The sequence below is a fragment of the Zhenpiania hominis genome (assembly GCF_014333425.1).
GTDB classification, from domain to species: domain Bacteria; phylum Bacillota; class Clostridia; order Peptostreptococcales; family Anaerovoracaceae; genus Hominibacterium; species Hominibacterium hominis.
On sequence record NZ_JACRYT010000016.1, the window covers coordinates 33,999 to 55,068 of the forward strand.

18 protein-coding genes and 1 riboswitch are annotated in these 21,070 nt (G+C 49.0%); of the genes, 6 read left to right on the plus strand and 12 right to left on the minus strand.

Annotated elements, in window-relative coordinates; all coding sequences use genetic code 11:
• Nucleotides 1-61: 61 nt before the first annotated feature.
• From H9L42_RS12520 to H9L42_RS17190, 7 genes are all read right to left on the minus strand, one after another.
• Complete coding sequence (locus H9L42_RS12520; protein WP_187303743.1) at nucleotides 62-757, minus strand: ABC transporter permease; 696 nt, start codon at nucleotides 755-757, stop codon at nucleotides 62-64.
• A gap of 78 nt (nucleotides 758-835) precedes the next feature.
• A complete protein-coding gene (locus tag H9L42_RS12525; protein ID WP_187303744.1) occupies nucleotides 836-1,714 on the minus strand; it encodes an ABC transporter substrate-binding protein in 879 nt (292 codons plus the stop codon).
• A gap of 95 nt (nucleotides 1,715-1,809) precedes the next feature.
• Nucleotides 1,810-1,926, minus strand: a riboswitch (molybdenum cofactor riboswitch).
• A gap of 15 nt (nucleotides 1,927-1,941) precedes the next feature.
• A complete protein-coding gene (locus tag H9L42_RS12530; protein WP_187303745.1) occupies nucleotides 1,942-2,628 on the minus strand; it encodes a HesA/MoeB/ThiF family protein in 687 nt (228 codons plus the stop codon).
• Nucleotides 2,628-3,761 carry an NlpC/P60 family protein gene (locus H9L42_RS16835; RefSeq protein WP_207734977.1) on the minus strand — a complete coding sequence of 378 codons (1,134 nt, stop codon included), beginning with the start codon at nucleotides 3,759-3,761 and terminating at the stop codon, nucleotides 2,628-2,630. Before H9L42_RS16835 ends, H9L42_RS12530 begins: the two co-directional genes overlap by 1 nt.
• 46 nt (nucleotides 3,762-3,807) lie before the next feature.
• On the minus strand, nucleotides 3,808-4,047 hold the full coding sequence (locus H9L42_RS12540) for a MoaD/ThiS family protein (RefSeq protein WP_187303746.1): 240 nt from the start codon (nucleotides 4,045-4,047) through the stop codon (nucleotides 3,808-3,810).
• A gap of 130 nt (nucleotides 4,048-4,177) precedes the next feature.
• A complete protein-coding gene (locus H9L42_RS12545) occupies nucleotides 4,178-5,953 on the minus strand; it encodes an aldehyde ferredoxin oxidoreductase family protein (protein ID WP_243235778.1) in 1,776 nt (591 codons plus the stop codon).
• A gap of 13 nt (nucleotides 5,954-5,966) precedes the next feature.
• Nucleotides 5,967-6,353 carry a 4Fe-4S binding protein gene (locus tag H9L42_RS17190; protein ID WP_187303747.1) on the minus strand — a complete coding sequence of 129 codons (387 nt, stop codon included), beginning with the start codon at nucleotides 6,351-6,353 and terminating at the stop codon, nucleotides 5,967-5,969.
• A gap of 557 nt (nucleotides 6,354-6,910) precedes the next feature.
• On the opposite strand from H9L42_RS17190, the gene H9L42_RS12555 reads away from it, so the two are divergent.
• The 6 genes from H9L42_RS12555 to H9L42_RS12580 are packed head-to-tail and all read left to right on the plus strand — an operon-like array spanning nucleotide 6,911 to nucleotide 12,488.
• Nucleotides 6,911-7,384, plus strand: a complete 474-nt coding sequence (locus tag H9L42_RS12555; RefSeq protein WP_187303748.1) for a 4Fe-4S dicluster domain-containing protein — start codon at nucleotides 6,911-6,913, stop codon at nucleotides 7,382-7,384.
• Entirely contained in the window at nucleotides 7,385-9,193 is a 1,809-nt protein-coding gene (locus tag H9L42_RS12560; protein WP_187303749.1) for an aldehyde ferredoxin oxidoreductase family protein, read from the plus strand.
• Nucleotides 9,190-9,468, plus strand: a complete 279-nt coding sequence (locus tag H9L42_RS12565) for a MoaD family protein (protein ID WP_187303750.1) — start codon at nucleotides 9,190-9,192, stop codon at nucleotides 9,466-9,468. Before H9L42_RS12560 ends, H9L42_RS12565 begins: the two co-directional genes overlap by 4 nt.
• A 21-nt stretch (nucleotides 9,469-9,489) precedes the next feature.
• On the plus strand, nucleotides 9,490-9,963 hold the full coding sequence (locus H9L42_RS12570; RefSeq protein ID WP_207734978.1) for an NADH-quinone oxidoreductase subunit NuoE family protein: 474 nt from the start codon (nucleotides 9,490-9,492) through the stop codon (nucleotides 9,961-9,963).
• Complete coding sequence (locus H9L42_RS12575; protein WP_187303752.1) at nucleotides 9,964-11,739, plus strand: NADH-ubiquinone oxidoreductase-F iron-sulfur binding region domain-containing protein; 1,776 nt, start codon at nucleotides 9,964-9,966, stop codon at nucleotides 11,737-11,739.
• A 14-nt stretch (nucleotides 11,740-11,753) separates the two neighbouring features.
• Nucleotides 11,754-12,488 carry a 2Fe-2S iron-sulfur cluster-binding protein gene (locus tag H9L42_RS12580; protein WP_187303753.1) on the plus strand — a complete coding sequence of 245 codons (735 nt, stop codon included), beginning with the start codon at nucleotides 11,754-11,756 and terminating at the stop codon, nucleotides 12,486-12,488.
• 41 nt (nucleotides 12,489-12,529) lie between these two features.
• Here H9L42_RS12580 and H9L42_RS12585 read toward each other — a convergent pair whose 3' ends face one another.
• The 5 genes from H9L42_RS12585 to H9L42_RS12605 form a co-directional block, all read right to left on the minus strand.
• Nucleotides 12,530-13,720: a pyridoxal phosphate-dependent aminotransferase gene (locus H9L42_RS12585; RefSeq protein WP_187303754.1), complete on the minus strand. Its 1,191-nt coding sequence runs from the start codon at nucleotides 13,718-13,720 to the stop codon at nucleotides 12,530-12,532.
• Nucleotides 13,721-13,732: 12 nt separating this feature from the next.
• Nucleotides 13,733-14,821 carry a putative NPN-dependent ornithine cyclodeaminase gene (locus H9L42_RS12590; RefSeq protein WP_187303755.1) on the minus strand — a complete coding sequence of 363 codons (1,089 nt, stop codon included), beginning with the start codon at nucleotides 14,819-14,821 and terminating at the stop codon, nucleotides 13,733-13,735.
• A 16-nt stretch (nucleotides 14,822-14,837) separates the two neighbouring features.
• Nucleotides 14,838-16,121 (minus strand): serine--tRNA ligase, encoded by a 1,284-nt coding sequence (gene serS, locus H9L42_RS12595; RefSeq protein ID WP_187303756.1) that lies wholly within the window; start codon nucleotides 16,119-16,121, stop codon nucleotides 14,838-14,840.
• Nucleotides 16,122-16,130: 9 nt separating this feature from the next.
• Complete coding sequence (locus H9L42_RS12600) at nucleotides 16,131-18,047, minus strand: type I glutamate--ammonia ligase (protein WP_187303757.1); 1,917 nt, start codon at nucleotides 18,045-18,047, stop codon at nucleotides 16,131-16,133.
• A gap of 120 nt (nucleotides 18,048-18,167) precedes the next feature.
• Nucleotides 18,168-21,062 carry a UPF0182 family membrane protein gene (locus H9L42_RS12605; RefSeq protein WP_187303758.1) on the minus strand — a complete coding sequence of 965 codons (2,895 nt, stop codon included), beginning with the start codon at nucleotides 21,060-21,062 and terminating at the stop codon, nucleotides 18,168-18,170.
• Between the last annotated feature and the right edge of the window lie 8 nt (nucleotides 21,063-21,070).

Sequence of the window (21,070 nt, forward strand, 5' to 3'; positions counted from 1 at the left end):
ACACGACTTTTCCATCGTAACTTTTTTTCAGTTGTCTTACCTTTAGCTTCATCCTGCCCTCCTATCGACTTTCTCTTTCCTGAAAATGATACAGCAACGCATTCACAAGAAAGGAAATTGCCAGCAGAATGATTCCGATAGCAATGGCTCTCTCGTAATTCCCCATTCCCTTAAGCTCTGTGATATAGGTTGTCATCACCCGGGTCCTGCCTTTAATATTGCCTCCTACGATCATGACCGCCCCCACTTCGGAAATCGCTCTTCCAAAACCGCTTACCACTGATGTGGTCAAACCAGTCCGCATTTCATAGATTAAAAGCTTCATGCGGGACGCTTTCCTGGCTCCCAACGTAGTTGCCAGTTTGTATACCACCGGCGCCTTTTCTTTTACCAGATTATAGGTCAGGCCGGTCACAATGGGCGTCACCAGGCAAATCTGCGCGATGATCATGGCCGTTACCGTATAGTTAAGCTGAAAGCTGCCCAGCGGTCCTCTCCGCATAAGGATCAAAAATACCGTAAGACCTGCGATGACGGGAGGCAGGCTCATCAGAGTATAAATCACGCGGATCAGAATTCCCTTTCCCCGAAAGGAATGGGTCCCCAAAAAGACGCCGGCAGGAATTCCGATACAGCTGGAAATCACTACGGAAAAAAAGGAAACATAAAGGGACAATCCCACAATTTCAAAAATCTCCGCATCACCGCTAAAAATCAGCCGAAGGGCCTCCATTACTCCATGTCCAATTGCATCCATACGCTTGTCCTTTCCAAAATCAGCCCTATTATATCAAAAAAGAGCGGAAATGTCTCCCGCTCTTTTATCTTACTTAACTTATTTCGCGTTTGGAATAAACAGAGCTTCGCCATATTCTTCCTGTCCGTATTCCCCAATCAGCTTCTGAGTTTCATCGGAAACAATCCATTCCTGGAACGCTTTCGCTCCGTCCGCGTTGATGTTTTCGTTTTTCTCCGGATTTACGCAGATTACGCCATACTGGTTGTTGAGCACGCCGCTCGGATCTTTCTCGCTGACAATTTTCAGTTCCGTTTCGCCGCCTACATTCAGCCAGGTTGCCCGGTCAGACAGGGTATAACCTTTCATTTCGTCGGTCATGGTGATTACATCACCCATGCCGGCAGCTGCTTCCACATACCAGTCTCCCTTGGGAGCGATCCCTGCTTCTTCCCAGATTTCCAGTTCTTTTTTATGCGTTCCGGAGTCGTCCGCTCTGGATACGAAAGTCTGCTGTTCCTGTTCGATGGTCGTAAAGGCTTTCAGCGCGTCTTCTTTCGCGTTTTCTTCAATTCCTGCCGGATCCGCCTCTGGTCCTACAACGACAAAATCGTTGTACATTACATCCAGACGTCCGTCCGCATCCGCGTGTCCGCCGTCAACGAACTCTTTTTCCGCTGCCGGAGAATGTACGAGCAGCACATCTGCCTCACCCTGTTCGCCCAGTTCCATAGCTTCTCCGGAACCAACCGAAATCACCTCTACGGTGTAGCCGGTTTTTTCTTCAAAATCCGGAAGGATCGCGTCCAACAGTCCGCTGTCTTTCGTACTGGTGGTTGTTGCCAGACGCAGGTTTGGATTTTCCGGAGCGCTTGCAGCATCTCCGCTCTCATCACTTCCGCCGCAGCCTGTCAGAGCGAACGCTGAGGAAATTCCCAGCATCATCACCATAGCCGCCGCAATTACACGTTTTTTCATTTCTTTCTCCTCCTAAAACAATTGTAATAATAATTTATCCAAAAAAGCAGAAAAAAACCTTCCGGTTTGTCCACGAAAGGTTTTCCTGCTTTTTTGCCCTGATGCAACCATTCCTTTCCAAACACGGGAGGCACGGAGGTTTCCCTCCGCACCCATCGGTCAGCCGCCATCCCTTCCGGATTAGGCGGACAGACTCGGAATTTTTTTAATTATCCTTTTCTTCTTTTTTATAGTTCAATCAGATCATATTCCTGTTCCAGCAGATCGATGGTCAGAAGCTTGTTTCTCAGGGTCTGCGGTCTTCCTAAAAGCACTTTGACTGTCTCCGCCACTTCCAACGCGCCCACAATGGCAGGCGTAAACACAGGATTTCCAGTCTCTGTCTCAATGCCTTTTTCCGCACCTTCCGGATACAGACGGTCCAGGCCCGTATCTCCCGGCAGAATTACAGTAACCTGCCCCTGCCACCCCGCAATCGCTCCATGAATCAGCGGAACTCCTTGTTTCGCGCAGGTCTGCGCAAGCAAACGCCGTCCCGGTATGTTGTCCAGAGCGTCAACGACCGCATCATAACGCTTCGTTATAAGTTCCTCCGCATTTTCTTCTGTCAGATAACAGCATAGCGGATGAATCTCTGTCGCGGAATTGACAGCCTGTATCCTTTCCTGAGCAGCCAGGGCCTTGTGGTATCCAAGATTCCGTTCCGTACTAAAGAGCTGTCGGTTCAGATTACTGAGTTGAAAGACATCTCCATCTATAGCTGTAATAAAGCCGACACCTATACGCGCCAGCCCCTCAATTATATATCCTCCTAAACCACCACAGCCTGCAACGCATACGCTGCAGGCCTGCAGTTTTTCATTTTCTTCTTCTGTAATTGTTCCGATGTTTCGTTCGTATCTCTGGGCAATCATTAGTCTATGATCCTTCTAACTGTAATAATACTCTTATACGTTGCGCTGCTCACTTTGATACCGGAACTCGGAGTACTGGCGTGGACAATCTGTCCATTTCCGATGTAAATCCCTACATGCCCCGAATAACAGATGATATCTCCCGGCTGCGCCTCACTGTAAGATACTCCCCGTCCACAGGACCGCTGGGCCGAGGATGAATGAGGAAGGGAATAACCAAAGTGCGCATAGACGCTCATTGTGAATCCGGAGCAATCCGTACCGTTTGTCAGGCTGGATCCACCGTAAACATACGGATTTCCCACAAACTGAAGCGCATAATCGACAACCGCCTGTCCCGATGCGCTGCCTGCCTCAGAGTCACCGTTTCCATCCGAAGAGCTTTCCGATGAATTGTCGCCAGAAGCTGCCGACTGGCTGCTGTCCGCACTGGAACTGGAAGCCGCCGCGCTCGCGGTCGAAGATGAAGTTTCATTTGAGTCTGTATCTTCCGCGCTTCCGGTTTCGACTACTTTTGTTACCGGTTTTTTCTCTACTGTTGAAGAAACAACCTCTTTTGATACAATCTTGCCGTTTTCTTTGACTACTTCGCTAACAACCGTTTTTTTACCTTTTTTGCCCTTCTTAACGACTTCTTTCTCTCCGCTCTGAAGTTCATCAGTCACCTTATACTCGGTCTTGTAGTCAATGGCTTTTGTCTTGCTTACCTTCTCTGTCGTTGTTACGATCACAAGAGGTTCTTCCGTTTCATTCGCAGCTACTACTTCCGCTACCGCGTCTTCGCTTTCCGTCAGAATCGGATTTTCATCGCCGCGTTCCAGTTCCTTCGAAGTTACAGTAATCTCCGGAGATACGGTCGTCTCCTCTTCATTCGTATCTTCTGTGGTGTAATTCGCCTTTACCTGTTCGATAATCTTCTCGCCTTCTTCTTTTGTGGCAACGACAAACTCTTCCTTATCGCCGATCTTTACCGACCAGGGCTGCTGAACCTTTGTACCGTCTTCCGCTACCGCGTATGGCTCAGTAAATTGTAAAAAGGAACAGATTCCAAGGATTACAACAACGACTGCCAGACCAATAACTGCTACTTTCAATCGGTGTTCAAAGAACTTTAGCTTTTTTAATTTTTCCATACTTCTACATTTCCGTACTTGTACTTTAACGACAACGAACCGGCTGTCAGCCTCCCGAAACCCTCGACCAGGCTTTCAGCTCGTCACCCGGCGACAGACGATCGTCGATCATAACCCGCATGCCGTTAACCGCAACAAATCCGAAATTCGGAAGTTCCTTGTAGTTAATGCCTACGGTTCTGAGCGCCTCATCGCAGGTGCAATTGTCCGGTACTTCTACTTTTCGCTCCTTGTCTCCGTCAAAGAGTTTTTTCAGAGTACCGCGCAGTGTGATTGTGATTTCCATAAATCCTCCTTGTAAAAAAGAGTGCAGGATGAACTCCAAACACTCTTTTATTATAACGCATTTTTCTCTCAGCAAAAAGCGTTTTTTGAACTTTTTTGCTGTTTCACAAACTCTTCATACTTTCAAATTTTTACAGAAGAGACGCGATCAAATCTTCCGGCATTTTACCGTTTTCGTCCCATCCCATTACTTTATAATACTGGCTCAGCATATCATCGAAGGCCTCCTGCGGAATCACTTGACCCTTAGCCGGTCCATTCTGCAGAGCTTCTGTCACAATACGCTTTGGTACTGTATCGTGTCTTCTGTCAAATCCTTCTCTCTGGTTAAAGGCGCGTCCGATATTGATTACCCTGCGTCCCACCGTCGACATATCTTCCGTGGTCCATTCTACGCCTGTTACCATGGTCAGCAGTTCCGCCATGATATCGTAGTCGAGAGTTCCCCAGAAGTCGCAGATGCACAGGGAGAACTTAATCGCATTATATTCTGCCAGATCATATACAAGCTGACCTTTATTTTCTGCCGTATATGGAGGAGCCGCCGCCTCGAACACTTCCATGTTCGGCGGATAAGCACGCATATGACACGCGCCTCTGTCAGATACCGCATAGGCTACCGAAGTCGCCCAAGAGCCACGAGGTTCGTACTGCGGGAATTCCAGACCCTTTACCTGCATCGCGAATTCCGTTCCGCCATATTTTTCGGAAGCTCTCTTTGTTCCCAGAGCCAAGTCTTTACCCACGCCTTCATTTCTTGCCATAAGCTTCAGATATTCGATCATCTTGTCAGCTTCGCCGAACTTGATGCCAAAATCATGGATTCCTTTTTCTGTCATTTCCATTGCCCAGATAATCGTATCTCCGGCACTGATGGTATCCAGACCCATGTCGTCCGCTACTTCGTTAAATTTTACAATTTTTTCCGGATCGCGGATACCCGCATTTGGTCCCGCAACCGCGATGGACTCATACTCCGGACCTTCACAGATCGCGTCGCCGATCTTCAGGAAGTTTCCGCAGCCCAGCCCGCAGCTTCCGCAGCCGCGTTTTCCGACTCTGTACTGTTTCAGTACATCGCCATTATACTCGGTCCACTTTTCATCGGTTGTATCGGAGAAGTTTTTCCAAGGCAGAATCCCGCCGTCGTTACAAGCTTCCAGGAACGCGGTTGTACCATCATCAAAGATGTACTGGTTGTCGTCGTTTACTACGCTTTCACGGAGCAGTTCAATAATCCGGTTGGTGGTATTTTCAATATCGTTTACTTTCACACCGCCTGTTCCGCGGATTACGATGGCTTTCATATTCTTGGAACCCATTACCGCGCCGATGCCGCCTCTTCCTGCCTGTCTGTAATAGTCACAGTTGATGCAGGCCATTACACCCAGATTTTCCCCTGCAGGACCGATGGACATGATACTGAATTCCGGTCCGTATTTCTGCGCCAGAATTTTTTCCGCCTCATGAGAACCGAGACCCCACAGATCCTTCGCGTCCATAAAACGGATTTTTCCGTCATCGATCAGCACATATCCCGGCTCGCTGAGTTTTCCTTCGAAAATGGCCATATCATAGCCCGCGAACTTCAGACGGATTCCAACATGGCCGCCGATGGAGCAGTCATTCATGGTTCCGGTCGCAGGAGATTTGGCCGCTACGGAAAGCTTTCCGGAACACGGAACCGGCGTTCCGGTCAGAGGGCCTGTCGTCAGAAACAGTTTGTTTTCCGGTCCCAGCGGATCGATTCCCGGCTTTAATTCCTCATACATATAACGGATCGCGAGCCCTTTTGAACCTACATACTTTTTCGCAAAATCCATCCGGAGCGGTTCAAAGGAAACTCCTTTTTTTGTCAAGTCAATTCTTACTACTTTATTCTGATATCCCAGCATTGTCTTTTCCATTTTTTCCCCTCCTTTACTCAAATGTCAGCGCGTTCTGTGGGCAGGTCTTAACGCAGGTCGGATCGCCCTTGCAGGTATCACAGATATACGCCTTTTCGTCTCTGATCTTTACAACATGTTTCGGGCATTTGTCCGCGCACGCACCGCAGCCGATGCATTTGTCCATATCTACTTCTATGTAGTCGCCCAGCTTGATGGCATCTACCGGACACGCTTTTACACACATGCCGCACAGAATACAGAAATGATCCATATACTTCAGATTTCCGTCCTCATAGCATGTTTCAATGGCAATTCTCGCTTTGGAAGGAATATACTCGCCTTCCTTCATGGCCGAACAGACCTGTGCGCACAGCTGACAGCCAATACACTTTTCTTTCTTGAATTTCAGTCGCTTCATTTGTCCCCTCTTCCTTTCAACATAGTAGCCATAAAAAAAGCAAAGTGAAGTTCAGACCGCCTCCCGCAGCCTGAGAACTCTCCTTTGCGCAATGGCAGGCAGTAAAATCGCTCTTACTACCCTGACGTCTCCGCCGGCACAGAGTGTCGCGCGGAGATCGGAGTTGTTTCATTGTCCTTTCTTGATTATAACGTAGCCCTTCCCCTCTTGTCAATTCTTTGTCAATTCCTTTTTTTGTATTATCTTGCTGTATTTTTTGAATTTTCCTTTCTTTTTCTTGACAATTTGGAAAAAGGAACGTAAAATATAATCAGAATTTTCAGTTTAATCTCCGATTTTTATTTGACAGCACTCCCAAACAATTCCATTGTTTCGGATGCGGCCGGTAAAAACGTCAGGGTATGGGAAGTAATTGTCATGCCTGCCATTGCGCAAAGGAGACTTCCGCTGATAGGCGGTCTGCTCCTTTGTTTTTTTGTGGCAGACCATCCTGTCAGCCGCAACTTGCATTTTGGGTAAAGGAGGTGAATCGATTCTATCCGGGAATCGAAAAAAACATGGAAAAAACGATTGTACTGCAGCCCGAAAAATGTCTGGGATGCCGGACATGCGAACTTATCTGTTCGTTCAGCCGCGCGAAAGAGTTCAACCCGCAGAAGTCGGCAGTCAGTGTCATTTCTTATGATACGGCCATGCTTTGCGTACCTATCATGTGTACACAATGTGAAGATGCCGCTTGTGCCGCCATCTGTCCGGTCAAGGCTATCGCCAGAGATGAATGGGGCGCCATGAAAATTGATGAAAAGAAATGCATCGGCTGCAAAATGTGCATTTCTGCCTGTCCCTTGGGGAATATGGCGCTTGACAGCGGCAAGGTATTTAAGTGTACACTCTGCGGCGGAGATCCGCAATGCGCAAAGTACTGTCCTTCCGGGGCGATCGAGTACAAAAGCGCCTCTCCGTCCTCATTGGTCAAAAAGAAAGCGATTGCGGAAAAGTTTAAGGAAGCATTCGGAGAGGAGGCGTTTTAAATGTACGGATTCACAGGCACATTGCTGAGGATTGACTTAACCGCGGGTTCAATTCAGAAAGAAATTCTGGATCCTGTCCTCGCGAAAAAATATCTGGGCGGAAGAGGACTGGGTACAAAGATCTATACAGATGAAACCGCTTCCGGCATAGACCCTTTCGCACCGGAAAACAAACTGATTCTGATGACCGGACCGCTGACCGGAACATTCGCTCCCAGCGCCGGGAGACTGATGTGGATTACAAAAGCGCCGCTTACCGGAACGATTGGCTGCGCCAATTCCGGCGGCTATTTTGGACCGGAACTGAAATACGCGGGATATGACGGTATCATTTTTGAAGGAAAGGCGGAAACCCCTGTATATCTTTTTATTGAGGATGACCAGGTTGAATTGAGATCCGCGGAACATCTCTGGGGGAAAACCGTATTCGAAACCACCGATCTGCTCAAAGATGAAACCGGTGAGGAAAGCCGGATCTGCTGTATCGGACCTGCCGGAGAAAATCGGGTGCTTTATGCCGCAATTATGAACGATAAGCACCGGGCGGCGGGAAGAGGCGGCCTGGGCGCGGTAATGGGAGCGAAAAACCTCAAAGCCATCGCCATAAAAGGAACCGGCGGAATCCGGGTTTCTGATAACGACGGTTTTATTCGAGACTGCGCAGCCGCGCGCAAGATCCTCGCGGAAAACGCGGTCACAGGTGAGGGACTTGCTGCCTATGGAACGGAAATCCTTGTCAATATTATAAACGGATCCGGAGCCATGCCTCAATATAACTGGAGGGATGGCGCGGTTTTCCGGGACGCGGAAGACATTTCCGGAGAAGCTCTGACGGAAAAGTATCTAATTCGCAACAAAGGCTGCTTCGGATGCTCTATCGGATGCGGAAGAGTTACCCGGATCAAGGACGGACCTTTTGCCTCGGCCGGGGAAGGTCCTGAATATGAGGCAGCCTGGGCTCTGGGCGCTTCCTGCGGGATTCACGATCTCGCCGCGATCTGCAAAGTAAACTTCCTCTGCAATGAATACGGACTTGATCCCATCACACTCGGCTCCACCTTCGCCTGCGCCATGGAGCTGGCAGATTCGGGATATCTTGACAAAAAAGAAATGGGCGGAGATCTTCTTTTCGGAAACGCGCAAAGCATTGTCGACTTTACATATAAGACCGTCCGGCGGGAAGGATTCGGCGATCTCCTGGCCCAGGGTTCTTATCGGCTCGCGGAAAAATACGGCCATCCGGAACTCTCTATGTCCGTAAAGAAACAGGAAATGCCTGCCTATGACGGTCGGAGCATGCAGGGAATCGGCCTTGAATACGCTACCTCCAACCGGGGCGGCTGCCACGTCCGCGGATACATGACCTCGCCTGAGATTCTCGGAATTCCGGAAAAAATGGATCCTCTGAAGACAGAAGGAAAAGCCGCGGCTCTTAAAACATTTCAGGATCTGACCGCTGTAGTGGATTCCATCGGGATCTGTCTCTTTACGACCTTTGGAATCGGTCTTGCGGAGATTGCCCCGATTGTCCGCACCTGTACCGGATGGGATCTGTCCGACGAAGCCCTTCTGCAGGCAGGCGACCGGATCTGGACTATGGAAAAACAGTATAATCTGCGGGAGGGATTTACAAAGAAAGACGATCAGCTTCCGCCAAGGCTTTATCAGGAGCCAATTCCGGAGGGCGCCGCCAAGGGACAGGTCAGCCACGTTCCGGAAATGCTCGAAGAATACTATCAGATTCGAGGCTATGATCCGGAAGGAGTCCCCACGCCTGACAAATTAAAGGAGCTGGATCTCACGCCATGAAAATCAAATATTTTGCCTATTACAGGCAGGATACCGGGCGCAAGTCCGAAGAACTGGATCTTGCGCCCCTGACGGTTCTGGAACTTCTCCGCTATCTGGGGCAGCGGTACGGAAAACGCTTTTCTGACCGGATTCTCTATAGAGGCGGGGAAGACATCAACCATCAGGTCATTGTGCTCCTGAACGGAAGAAATATCGACTTTCTGCAGGGAAATGAGACCATCGTCCAAAGGGAAGATGAAGTACTGCTCTTTCCCAGAATCGCAGGAGGATAAACTGGAAAGGGCGTGATTTTTTTGGAACATGCACAACAAACGATAACGAAAATCCTTCAGAAATTTCCTGCGCAGCAGCGCTTTTCCCTCGCTATCCTGCAGGAAATTCAAAAGGAATACAATTATATTTCGGCAGAACACCTGAAAGCCGCGGCAGACTATCTCTCTCTGCCCCTCTCTCAGCTGTTCTCCATGGCTACCTTCTATAAAGCATTGAGCCTTGATAAAAAAGGGAAATTTATTATCCGCGTATGCGACGGCACGGCCTGCCATATACGCGGGAGCCAGAATATCCTTGGCGAAATCGAACGGGCTCTGGGAATCCGGGAGGGAGAGACTACCGAAGACGGTCTTTTCTCCATCGAAATTGTAAACTGCGTCGGTTCCTGCGCCATGGCACCGGTCGTGATCTGTGATGAAGACTACTTCGGCAACGTCGCCCCCGGCGGAGGTGAGCAGATTGTAGAAACCTACCGGAAAAAGGAGGCGGAATAGATGAACAGAGAAATACTGGTATGCTGCGGCACAGGCTGTCTCGCGAACGGCGCGCAGGCGGTAGTGGATGCCTTTTCCGCCGCCATATCGGGAGATGGCAGCATTTCCGTCAAACCGGCTGTCAAAAAAACCGGATGTAACGGTTTTTGCGAAAACGGTCCGATTGTAACCATCTATCCGGATAATATCACCTATTATAAAGTCCGGCCTGCGGATGTCTCCGAAATCATAAAGAGCCTGGATGGCGCTCCTGTTGAGCGCCTTCTGTACAGGGATGATTCCGGAAACGCGGTCTGCTCCCGTGAAGAAAATCCGTTTTATGCCGCGCAGTATAAAATTGCGCTGCGCAATACGGGGCGCATTGATCCCTCTTCCATCCAAGACTATCTGGATCGCGGCGGCTACAAAGGGCTTGAGGCCGCGCTCTCCATGTCCCCGGAGGAAGTCATCGAACAGATTGAAACCAGCGGCCTGCGCGGAAGAGGCGGCGCCGGTTTTCCTACAGGGCGTAAATGGCGTTCCTGCCGCGAGGTGCCGAGCGACATAAAGTATATGCTTTGTAACGGGGATGAAGGCGATCCCGGAGCCTTTATGGATCGAAGCATTCTGGAGGGCGATCCCCATAGTGTTCTGGAGGGATTGATCATCGGCGCCTACGCCATCGGAGCTCGATACGGATACTTTTACATCCGCGACGAATACGGACTTGCGCTGTCTCATATGGAGGAAGCGATCGCTTCTGCCCGGCACAGCGGTTTTTTGGGGAAAAATATACTGGGAAGCGATTTTCACTTTGACTGCGAGATTGTCCGCGGAGGAGGCGCCTTTGTCTGTGGGGAGTCCTCTGCGCTGATGTCTTCTATTGAGGGGAAGCCCGGAGAGCCAAGGGTCAAATATACCCGCTCTGTTGAAAAGGGGCTTTTTGATCAGCCTACTGTACTGAATAATGTGGAAACACTCGCGAATGTACCCTATATCCTTGTCCATGGCGGTGCTTCTTTCGCGAAGCTGGGTACAGAGGGCAGCAAAGGGACCAAAGTGTTTTCTCTCGTCGGAAAAGTCAACCGTACAGGGCTCGTGGAGGTCCCCATGGGAGCTACTCTCCGCCATCTTATTTTCGATATCGGCGGAGGAATCCGGGATGGCGGCAAGTTTAAAGGAATCCAGACCGGCGGTCCTTCCGGCGGATGCATTCCCGAGGAGCTGCTGGATCTGGAAATCGATTTTGATACCTTAAAAGCCAATGGTTCCATGATGGGCTCCGGCGGCATGATTGTCATGGACGAAACAACCTGTATGGTCGAGCTTTCCCGCTATTATCTCAGTTTTCTCGCCGGAGAATCCTGTGGAAAATGTACACCGTGCCGTGAAGGACTCCGGTGTATGCTTGACATCCTCACCCGTATCACGGAGGGGCATGCCAGCATGAAGGATCTGGATCTTTTAGAAGATCTCGCTTATACGGCCAAAGAAGCTTCCTTATGCGAGCTGGGGCGGACCGCCGCCAACCCGGTCATTTCGACACTGACCTGGTTCCGGGATGAATATGAGGCTCATATCCGGGAGCACCGCTGTCCCGCGGGAGTCTGCACCGCTCTGATCCGTTATCGGATTGACCCCGAAAAATGTAAGGGTTGTGGTCTCTGCGGCAAGAAATGCCCCGCAGGGGCGATCCACGGGGAACGGAAGCTTCCGTACCGGATCAATCCGGATTCCTGTATAAAATGCGGACTCTGCCGACATACCTGTAAGTTCGACGCAATTCTTGTGGAATAAAGGAGGCAGACAATATGAAGATCATGATTGATAAACAGGAAATAGAAGCGTACCCGGAGGAAACAATTATGGACGCGGCCCGCAGAAATGGTGTCTTCATTCCCGGCCTGTGCTGGGATGAGGCAGTGGAGAAGACCAACTGCTGCAGGCTCTGCATGGTGGAAACGACAGACGGGAGTCGAAAAAAGCTGGTGGCGGCCTGCGCGTTCCGGGTCAAAGAGGGTCTGCGGGTGGATACCGATTCTGAACGAGTTCAGAGAATACGAAAAACACTGCTCCGCCTGATGTACACGCAGGCACCTGATAACCCCACAATTATGGAACTGATGCGGCTCTGCCATGTCACGCCGCATCCCGCGCTCCCGCTCAAAGCAGATTCCCGGCAATGCATCCTGTGCAGGCTTTGTGTCGGAAGCTGCCAGGCGCTTGGCGCGTCTTCCATCAGTCCAATTCTTCGAGGAATTGAGAAACGCATTGACACTCCATATTCCAAAGCTTCCGAAACCTGTATCGGGTGCGCCTCCTGCGCCCGGATCTGCCCTACCGGCTGCATTGATGTTGAGGACACCCCAGAGCACCGCACCATCTGGAACAGACAGTTTGAATGGATCCGCTGTGAACAGTGCGGAGCAATTATTACCACAAAAGAACATTTTGCCGCTTCCACACCCCCCGGTACACCTGCTTTGTGCCCGGTCTGCCGCAGAAAAGCGCAGGCAGAGGTTTTCGCGAAAACCTTGGGCGAATAGCGGAAAAAGAGGACCCATCCCTTTTGATGAGTCCTCTTTTACTATCTCAGCCCGTATTCCTGCGCCAGCTTTTTAAATCCCGGCAGGGAGTTCTGTATGGTTTCATAGGAAACGCAGTAGGCCAGCCTTACATAGCCCGGTCCCGCGAAGGCGCTTCCCGGAACCATAAGAATATTATATTTTTTCGCGGTCTTGCAGAATTCCGCTTCATCCTCTACCGGAGACTTCACAAACAGGTAAAAAGCCCCTTGCGGCATAATACATTCAAATCCGCAGTCCTTCAGTCCTTCATACAAAGCCTTACGGTTGCGGTCATAATAATCCAGATCTACTTTCGCGTCCACACACTTGGCGATAACCTTCTGCTGCAGAGATGGCGCGTTGACACAGCCGAGAATCCGGTTTGCGTTGGATGCGGTATCAAAGACCAGTTCGCTTTCCTCCAGTTCATCAGGAATGACCAGATATCCGATTCGCTCTCCCGGTAGGGAAAGGGACTTACTGTAGGAATAGGCCACGATTGTGTTCTCATAGTATTTTGTAATATATGGCACTTCTACCCCATCATAAGCAAGCTCCCGGTAGGGTTCATCCGCGATAATAAAAATCGCGCGGTTTAATTCTTTCTGCTTTTTCTTCAGGATATTCGCGATTCCTTTGATCGTTTCCTCCGAGTATACCACACCGGTCGGGTTATGCGGCGAATTGATCAGCACCACTCGTGTCTTGTCGCCAACAAGTTTTTCAAAGGATTTCAAATCCGGCTGAAAGGTCTTTTTATCCGTTGGGGCCTGTACTACAACTCCGTCATAATTATTTACATACCAGTTGTATTCCAGAAAATACGGTGTGAAAATCACAACTTCCTCACCGGGATTAAGAATCGTTTTCAAGGCAACGTTCAATCCGCTGGCCGCTCCTACGGTCATCAGTATATTCTTTTTCGAAAAGTTCGTTCCCTGGGTTTTATTAATATGCCGGGCGATGGTTTCCCGCACATCTTCAAAACCGGCGTTGCTCATATAGCCGTGAAGAATCAAATCCGGCTCTTCCTCCACGATCTCCTTAATCGCCTGCTTTACTTCCGGAGGCGTCGGCGCGTCCGGATTTCCAAGGCTGAAATCAAATACATTTTCTCTTCCGTATTTTGCCCGCATCTGATCGCCTTCTTCAAACATTGTCCGAATCGCGGAGTTATTGGCCATCAGCGGTTTCATTTTTTCCGAAATCATGATGTTTCCTCCCTACAGTCTCAGACCCTTTGCCAGATTGCAGACAAAGTCCTGTACATTGGTTACAATTCCCCTGGCTGCCAGGCTGCCCCGGTCTCCCAGTTTATTGACAGCAAATTCCGAAGTGTCAATGGTGTAGAAATAAACTTCCCGGATCGTGCCGTCCGGCATCACCCGGTAGCTCGGCGTCATGTTGCCTGTCGCGATGGTATGCAGCACAGTTGCCATTCCAATGACCGTTGTAGCCTTGCGGACATGGTTTCTTACCGCGTCCTGTCCTACGTATGTATGCTCATAGACTTCCGGCAGAGGCCCGTCATCCCGGAGGGAACCGTTGAGTACAAACGGAACGTTATGCTTCACACAGCTGTACATAATTCCGTTGTCCACATGCTCCGCTTCAAGAAAAGCGGGAATGGAGCCATGCAGGTTCACGCGGTTAATGGTGTCAATGTGATTATAATGCCCGTTGAAATGCGGCCTTTGGGTCCGAACGTCCTGCCCCAGCGCGGTTCCCAGAAGACCTGCCTCCAGATCGTGAGTCGCCAGCGCGTTTCCTGCCAGCAGAGCGTCCACATATCCGCCCGCGATCAGCTTGGAAAACGCTTCCCGCGCTTCCGCGTCAAAGGCGCATGCCGGTCCCAGCACCCAGACTACATATCCGTACTGCCGTTCATGTTCCAGCAATTCGTAAAGCTGTTCATAATCATAGGAAAACGCGGTTTCTCTGCTCCTGCTCTGGCGGAAAGAAAAAGGCGTGTCTTTGTTTTCTTCCCGTTCAAAACAGTCCGCGTGTACATAAATACCCTCTTCGCAATCCTCGGTTCTTCCCACAACGATACGATCTCCCTGTTTAATGTTGCGGAATTCCCGCACCTGGATCTTTCCGTCCTCATAAATGGCGACACAGTCCATTCTGGATTCCTCCGCCAACAGCCATTTCCCTTCTATTTTGAAATATTCCGGGAAAATCGAGGTAGCGTGGAACTGATCCGGCGCCGTCATATCCTTCGGCGCCAGACGAAGCTGCGCGTCCGGTGAATTCTGAAATTTTTCCTGAGTAAAGTCCGGTTCTCTATATGTCCTTAATTGGAAAGCCATATTTGTCTATCTCCTTTTATTTGTCTTTTTTCGTAATCCGATCCGTGCCCATATATCCCTGCAGCGCTTTCGGAATAAGAACGGATCCGTCCGCCTGCTGGTAGTTTTCCAGAATCGCGGCAACGGTTCTTCCTACAGCCAGACCGGATCCATTTAAAGTATGGACAAATTCCGGTTTTCCTTTTTCTTTCGGACGGAAGCGAATGTTTCCTCTTCTGGCCTGGAAGCTTTCAAAATTGCTGCAGGAAGAAATTTCTACGTACCTTCCGTAGCTCGGCATCCAGACTTCGATGTCATAGGTCATGGCGGAGGAGAAGCCCAGATCCCCTGTGGAAAGACGTACAACCCGGTATGGGATTTCCAGTCTCTGCAGCACTTCTTCCGCAGCGTTTGTCAACAGCTCCAGTTCTTTATAGGACTCGTCCGGATGAACAAATTTTACCAGTTCCACTTTGTTGAACTGATGCTGGCGAATCAGACCTCTGGTGTCTCTTCCCGCGGACCCGGCTTCCTTACGGAAGCACGGAGTGTAGGCCGTGTAGTAAACCGGCAGTTCATCATAATCAAGAATTTCGTTCATCCGCAGATTTGTCACCGGCACTTCCGCTGTCGGAATCAGGAAGAAGTCCTTGGCGGGAACATGGAACATATCATCTTCAAATTTCGGAAGCTGTCCGGTCCCGATCATCGCATCGCGGTTTACCATGAACGGCGGCAGAATTTCTGTAAATCCGTGTTCTTCTGTATGGAGATTCAGCATGAAATTAATGACCGAGCGTTCCAGTCTCGCTCCCATTCCCTTATATACCGTAAATCTGGTTCCGGCGATTTTAGCCGCCCGTTCAAAATCCAGGATATCCAGATCCTGACCGATATCCCAATGGGCCTTTTCTTCAAAGTCAAACGCTCTTGGCTCGCCCCATTTGCGCAGTTCCACATTGTCGCTGTCATCCGCGCCCACCTGCACATCTTTATACGGAGTGTTGGGGATATTGAGCAGCGCATCGCGCAATTCTTCTTCCACCGCGCTGACTTCGGCATCCAGGGTTTTAATCTGTTCGGACAGCTTCTTCAGTTCCTTCATCAGTTCACTTGGATCTTCACCGGCTTTTTTCATCTTGGGGATTTCTTTGGAGGCGGTACTCTGCTGGTTTTTCATTTTCTCTACTTCCGCAAGGGTCGCTCTTCTCTTTTTGTCCAGCTCCAGGACACGGTCAATTCCGAAATCACCCTGTCCTCTGGATTCCACTGCTTTTTTTACGTTTTCAAAATCTTCTCTTATGCGTTTGATATCTAACATGGCTCACTCCTAAAATAAATTTTTCTTATATATGATGTATAGATCTGTCAGTTCTTTCACTTTTCCCTGCATCTCCACCTGGAGTCTTGATGCCGTATCATAGTCCTTGCTGTCCAAAGCGCGAACAATCCGGGTAAGCAGGCATTGTTCGTTCAGACGATCCTTTCCGAGGAAATTCCGGATTTCATTGATCTTTTCCCAGTATACAACATCATAATCTACACAGTCACTGTCATCATGGCATTTTACACAGTTCCGCACCAGATCCATGGTATTCGGAACGATTCGGTTATGCAGTTCGGTCGCCCACTGGCCAACGATAGCTTCTTTATAGGAAGCCAGGGTAATCGGCGTCATAACATTATCCCGCTGGAAAATTTCCAGCTTTTCCGCGTGATCGTCAAAAGCGCAGATATTTTCCCATACGGTGCGGGGAGCTCTGCCAAACAGCACGTCCCGCTCCTGGCTGGTGTACTCCTCAAATACATCCAATTCGCTCCTGTAAAGGCGATCCCGTTCCAGATAAAAATCTTCCTGCTCGAAATCCTTTGAAATAGAGGCTTCCAGCTCTTTTGAGGTCTTCCGTGCTTCTAACGCCGCCTTGATTCCATCCAGCATTGCCATATAGGATGCCGCCAGCACCAAATACGTGTTGCTCTTCGGGTTCGGCGCCCGCAGCTCAAATCTCGTCGCCAGCGGATTTTCCACGTCGCGGACCAGACCGACCAGTACCGTTCTGTTTCTTGACGGCAGTTCCACTCCGTGTCCCAAAGAGGTTACGACGCAGACCGGCGCTTCATATCCGGGCTTCAGCCGGTTAAACGCGTCATTCGTGGCGCTGACAAAAGGATTTACCACATCATAGTTTTTCAGAATTCCCATCAGCGCGCCGAATCCGATCGGGCTCAGAAAGTCCTCCCTCATGTCCTTTGCCGCAAAGAGATTCACATGCCTTCCGTCTTTTAATTTCGCCGCAAGACCCATGTGTGTATGTTCTCCGCTTCCGGCGACGCCTTCCATCGGCTTTGCCATAAACGTTACGTCCAGACCATACAGCCGGAAAATATCCCGCACAATATATTTAATATGATTTTCGTTATCCGCTGCCTGAATGGCAGTTGAGAATTTCCAGTCGATCTCAAGCTGTTCCATAACATGATCGTAGTTTCCGGAGTTTCCCAGCTTTGCCTTTACACCTCCGACTTCTTTGTGACCCATTTCCATTTGCAGCCCATAGCGATCCAGCAAAAGCATTGTTTCTTCCAGAGCGGTTCTGACCGGTCCGATGGTGCGCTTCCAGTACTGCTCTTTCAGAATCTGCGCGGTAGAAAGCTGTTCTCTGTCTGTCTCATCATCCGGAGTCTTGACCCAGAATTCCAGTTCTGTCGCGGCTGTAATCTCTATTTTTTCAATATCGTCCACGGAGTCGATCGGGAGATGTTCCAGAACATAAGGGTTCTTTTTTATAATTTCAAGCAGATCCCGCTTAAAATTTACAATCGCGTCTCTCAGAATCACCCTTGCCCCGACCTCTGCCACGTCATTGTGAATCAGAAAGGATGGAATCCGTAAAGTTCCTACCGGAAGACCGGTTTCCCGATCAATATGCTTAAAATTATGATCTACATACCAGTTTACCTCGGTATCCGGAATAATGTCCACCTTCGCGTTGTTCAGTTCCGCAATTTTCGGAAGCACTACGCTGGAACCGTCGGTCTGAACTCCAACGCTCAAGAATTTATCTATATCCTCAAGAAAGAGTCCCGCCGGAATTTTTTCATCCGTATCATGTCCTCCAATATCAATTCCCACAAGCGATACAAAACGAACCTCCGGATGTTTCTTCAGTATATCCCGAATCTCCTCTTTTGAATGATGTTCCGCCGGTATCGTAAACAGCATCTTATCCAAGTCAAAATCCAACATGTAAAACAATACTCCTTTCCAACGTATCTCTCACAATAGGGCGGGACATCCCCTCTGCAGACGGGCCTGCAAAAAGAATGTCCCTCTTATCCCTCTTTTTATTCAAATTAAATTCATTCCTTATTCTGCTCCGGAACTTTCATCCTGCGCCGGCGCCAGCTGGTTCAGATAATCTCTCAGTTCATCCAGGTATTCACCATACTTCGCCCAGTCACCGTCGCGCTGCGCGGATTCCGCATTGTTGAAGGCTTCCTGCGCTTTCTGAGCAAGTTCTGTCTGGCTGAGGGTCTCCTGCTTTGCTCCCTCCTGAGCCTGCGCGTCGCCGCTGCCCGGACTTTCTGTCGCGCTGCCTTCTCCAAAGAGCGAATTTAAGGCTTCCGCCAGAGTCGTCTCATAAGCGATCTGGTCACCATACGCCACAATTACCCGTTTCACTTCCGGAATACTGGAATTTTTAGCCTCCAGATACACCGGTTCCACATAGAGCAGAGAATCCTCAATCGGAATGACGAACATATTTCCTCTGCTGTAGTTGGATCCGGCAGAATCCCATAAGGAGAATTCCTTAGATATCTCCGTGTTCTGGTCAATCTGCGCCTCGATCTGCATCGGACCGTAAATGATCTTGCTCTTCGGAAGCTGATACAGTACCAGTTCTCCGTAGTTCTCCCCGTCATTGCGCGCCACCAGAAGACCAGTCATGTTCTTTTTATCTTTCGGCGTATATGGAATGGAATTTACAAATTCCGCGCTGTCTTCCCCCGGAAGCTTCATGATATAGTAGTTCGGGGTCATGGTCGTTTCTTTTGTTCCATATATCTCATCCGCGATATCCCACATATCTTCCTGCTGATAGAATACATTCACATTGGTCATATGGTACTTTTTATATACATTAGCCTGAATATTGAACAACACATTCGGGTAACGGATATGCGCCTGCAGAGATTCCGGCATCTCCTCAAAATCCTTGAACAGATCCGGGTAAATCTTCTTATAGGTATTGGCGATCGGATCCGTATCATCCACCAAATAGTAGTTGGTAGTTCCGTTATATGCGTCAATCACAACTTTTACGGAATTACGGATATAGTTCATACCGGTAGCCGTATCAAAAGGCTCGGAATACGGGTAGCGATTGCTTGTCGTGTACGCGTCCAGCATCCAGTAAAGCTTTCCATCCGCAGCGACAATATACGGATCACTGTCATACTCCAGATATGGCATAATCTCTCTTACCCTCTCTTCGATATTCCGGTTAATCACAATTCTGGAATCACTGGTAATGTTGCTGGAAACCAGCAGCTTCAGGCTGCGCTCCCGAATGGAGAACATGGTTTTGTTCAGCAGGTTCAGCGGGATTCCGGCCTCACCTTCGTAGGTTGTATACTTATTGCTGTCACCGTCCGGATAGTCAAATTCCTCTTCATCTGTGTTGACAAGCACATAGTTGTTTGTCTTTTCTCCAAAATAGATCTCCGGGCGGGTAATCTGGATTTCCTCTACCTCTGATACCGGAGGAATACTGTCAATCATCATATCCGGCTGACCGCTGGCCGTTACTTTATCCACCCTGGAAAGCGTAATTCCGTATCCGTGAGTATATTTCAGGTGTTTGTTCAGCCAAGTGTCACTGATTCGTTCCTCATCAATTTCCCTGGCCGACTGGAACGTCTGGGTATACTCCCCATTTACCATATAACGGTCGACATCCACATCGTTGAAGGTATAATACTGTCGGATACTCTGGGTCTGATTATAGAACTTCTCGGCCGGTTCATAGTCATTAATCCGGATATTGGAAATCGTCTCGTCATTATTAGCGATATCTTCACTGGTCAGATCGTTATTGGCCGCGAATTGCTTGATCGTTACGTTCTCAAGATCGTACGCGGACTGTGTGTATTTGATATTATAGCCAAGATACTCGCTTTCTTTATTAATTTCATCCGGAGATACCACAAAGTTCTGAATGAGCGCTCCGGCTCCGGTCCCCACTACTCCAACCACGATCATCAGAACCGGGAACACCAGAATTGTCTTAATTCTGCGTTTGGAAACTCCAATCCCGAAGGCAATCGCGGAAATCAAAGAAAGAATCGCGGTGATGCGGTATACCCACAAGGTAATATTTACGTCCCGGAATCCGGCGCCATAAACGGTTCCCGTATGGCCGTAAAGAAGGTCGAACTGTTTCAGGAAAAAGTTAATCGCCAGCATAACGAAAAACAGGACGCCTACCACAATCAGCTGTTTTTCCGCGATGCCGATAAGCTGCATGAAATTTTTATCATCAAACTGCCGCTTTTTCCTCGGTGCTCTGTGTACCGGGCCTTTCCGTCCGGTAAAGGCTTCCCCGAATTTGCCGAACATATCCGTCACATTGTCAAATCCGGACTTCGGGCCATCGGTTCCGCCGTTAAATTCACTGTTAAACGGTTCTTCTTCCGCCGCTTCTTTTTCTGTAAACATTTGAGGCGTCCGCACAGAAAGAAGGATAGCATAATAGATCAGTGTTAAAATCGCAAAAGCGATAATAACGCCAATTAAAATCTGCGTCAGTTCCTTGATAAACGCGAGCTTAAAGATATAGAACGAAATATCAATGTTAAACAGCGGATCACTGATGTCGTACCCAGTGCTGTTGGCGAATTTAAGGATTTCAAACCAAAGCTGCGTAACCGATACAAACGTTACCAGAATCGCGAAAACAATTGCCAGCCCCCACGAAATCAGGTTCAGTCGTTTGTGATTCGTGATTTCTGTGGAAGCGATTTTCTTAAAATAACCTCGTTTTAGGAATTTCAGATACACATATGCCAGGAAAGCTATGATAACAAACGCAGGGATTCCGATCTTAAGCTGTGTAACCAGCTTTGTCAGAAATACGCTCACATATCCCAGTTCCCGGAACCACAGAAAATCGGTAATAAACCCGATCAGGCTCACAAACAGAACAATCAGCAGCAGGATTATCAGAATAATCCATTTTATGCCCGTTTTTTTCTTTTTCAAATTTTTTC